This window comes from Mesorhizobium sp. M7A.F.Ca.CA.002.09.1.1 (assembly GCF_003998555.1).
GTDB classification, from domain to species: Bacteria; Pseudomonadota; Alphaproteobacteria; order Rhizobiales; family Rhizobiaceae; genus Mesorhizobium; species Mesorhizobium ciceri.
Genome location: NZ_RZRR01001063.1, coordinates 1 through 1,669 on the forward strand (window position 1 = coordinate 1; position 1,669 = coordinate 1,669).

A 1,669-nucleotide genomic window follows, 5' to 3' on the forward strand; every position below is an offset into this window, starting at 1 on the left:
AAATTGTGGAGGCCGGCGTAGGTGAGCAAGGCCAGCCCGGCAAACGCAAAAGCCACGACCAGGCTGCCGCAGGCGATCGGAAAACGCGGTCCGATCCGGTCCGACAGCTTGCCGACAGGTCCCGACAAAAGCGCGATCGATGCCGACAAGGGCAGGAAGATGAAGCCGACCTCGGCCGTGCTCAGGCCCCAGCCGGCGATCAGCAGCATTGGCAGATAGAAAAGGTTGGCCGACAGCGCAAAATAGAGGAAGAACGTCGCCACATTGGCGCCGGCGAAAGCACCGACGCGAAACAGGCTGAGGTCGATCATCGGCTCGCGCTGCCGAAGCTCGAAGACGATGAAGACAGCCAGCAATACGACGCCGGCGGCAATGCTCGGCCCTGCCATGAGGCCCTCGCCGCTGGCGCTCATCGAGGTCAGCCCATAGGCAAGCGCACCGAAAGCCAATGTCGCGAGCGCTGCACCGCCGAGATCCAGGCTGCGTTTCTCCGTCGGCACATCGGCCGGAACCTTGGCCAGCAGAAGCCAGATCGAAATCAAGCCCAGCGGCAGGTTGATGGCGAAGATCGCCCGCCAGATGCCGTCACCGAAGGCCGACAGCACGAAGCCGCCGAACACCGGGCCAAGTGCCGTGGTCAGCGCCGAAGCCGCCGCCCAGATGCCGATAGCACGGCCGCGTTCTTTCTTCGGGTAGGCCTTGGCGATGATGGCGAGGCTGCCAGGCACCATGATTGCCGCACCGATGCCCTGCAACGCGCGAAATGCGATCAGCACAATTGCATTCGGCGCCAGCGCACAGGCAAGCGAAGCGAGGATGAACAGCGCGATGCCGGCCACGAAGGCGCGGCGCAGACCGAATCGGTCACCGGCAGCGCCCCCGGCCAGGATCAGCGCCGAGAGCGTCAACGCATAGGCATTGGAAATCCACTGCGCCTCGGCAAGGCTTGCGCCGAGATTGACGCGGATCGCTGGTGTAGCGATGGCCAGGATGGAGCCGTCTATGAAGCCAAGCGCCGAGGCCAGAATTGCCGCGATCAGCACAAATCGTCGCCGCGACTGCGGACAAAACGTTCCATTCGTGACCGGATTGGTCAGCGGGACGGCGGCGGCTTCACTTGGTGAATGCATGAAACCTTGCTTAAACCCCTGGCGCACCGGCAACAACCAGCCAGTGGCTTGCTGTCGCTGAAACCAGCCGTTTGGCCAGGGTCGCACCCTGTCAGATGCAAATGGCGGCAACCATGCTAGGTTTCCGGAAGGTGCCGATGGGGAAACATCGATGAAGCGGCCACTTGAAGCATCGGCTGAGGGACGCGGCCGTATCGTCGGGATCACCGATGGCGAATACGCCATCGCGCTCACCCTGATCGTTCTCGAAATCAGGGTGCCGGCGCACGAGGCGATCCATTCCGAACGCGAGCTGCTCGCCGCGATCGCCGCCCTGGCGCCGCGTTTCCTGACCTACGCCTTGAGCTTCCTGACGCTGACCATCTTCTGGTTTGGCCAGCAGGCGCAGCATGGTCTGATCGCCAAATCCGATCGACGGCTTGCCACGCTGAACCTTTGCTTTCTCGCCTTCATCGCCTTGCTGCCCTTCTCGACCGATCTTCTGGCCGACTTCCTCGAGTTCAGAACCGCGGTGCTGGTCTACTGGCTCAATCTGCTGG

2 protein-coding genes are annotated in these 1,669 nt (G+C 62.9%); one reads left to right on the forward strand and one right to left on the reverse strand.

All coding sequences use genetic code 11. From position 1 onward, the window contains the following. The coding region (locus EN994_RS30230; RefSeq protein ID WP_127308089.1) for an MFS transporter at positions 1-1,130 on the reverse strand (1,130 nt) is incomplete at its 3' end. Between the two features lie 151 nt (positions 1,131-1,281). On the opposite strand from EN994_RS30230, the gene EN994_RS30235 reads away from it, so the two are divergent. Beyond that, positions 1,282-1,669 (forward strand): TMEM175 family protein (locus EN994_RS30235; protein ID WP_127308090.1); only part of this gene is annotated, 388 nt, incomplete at its 3' end.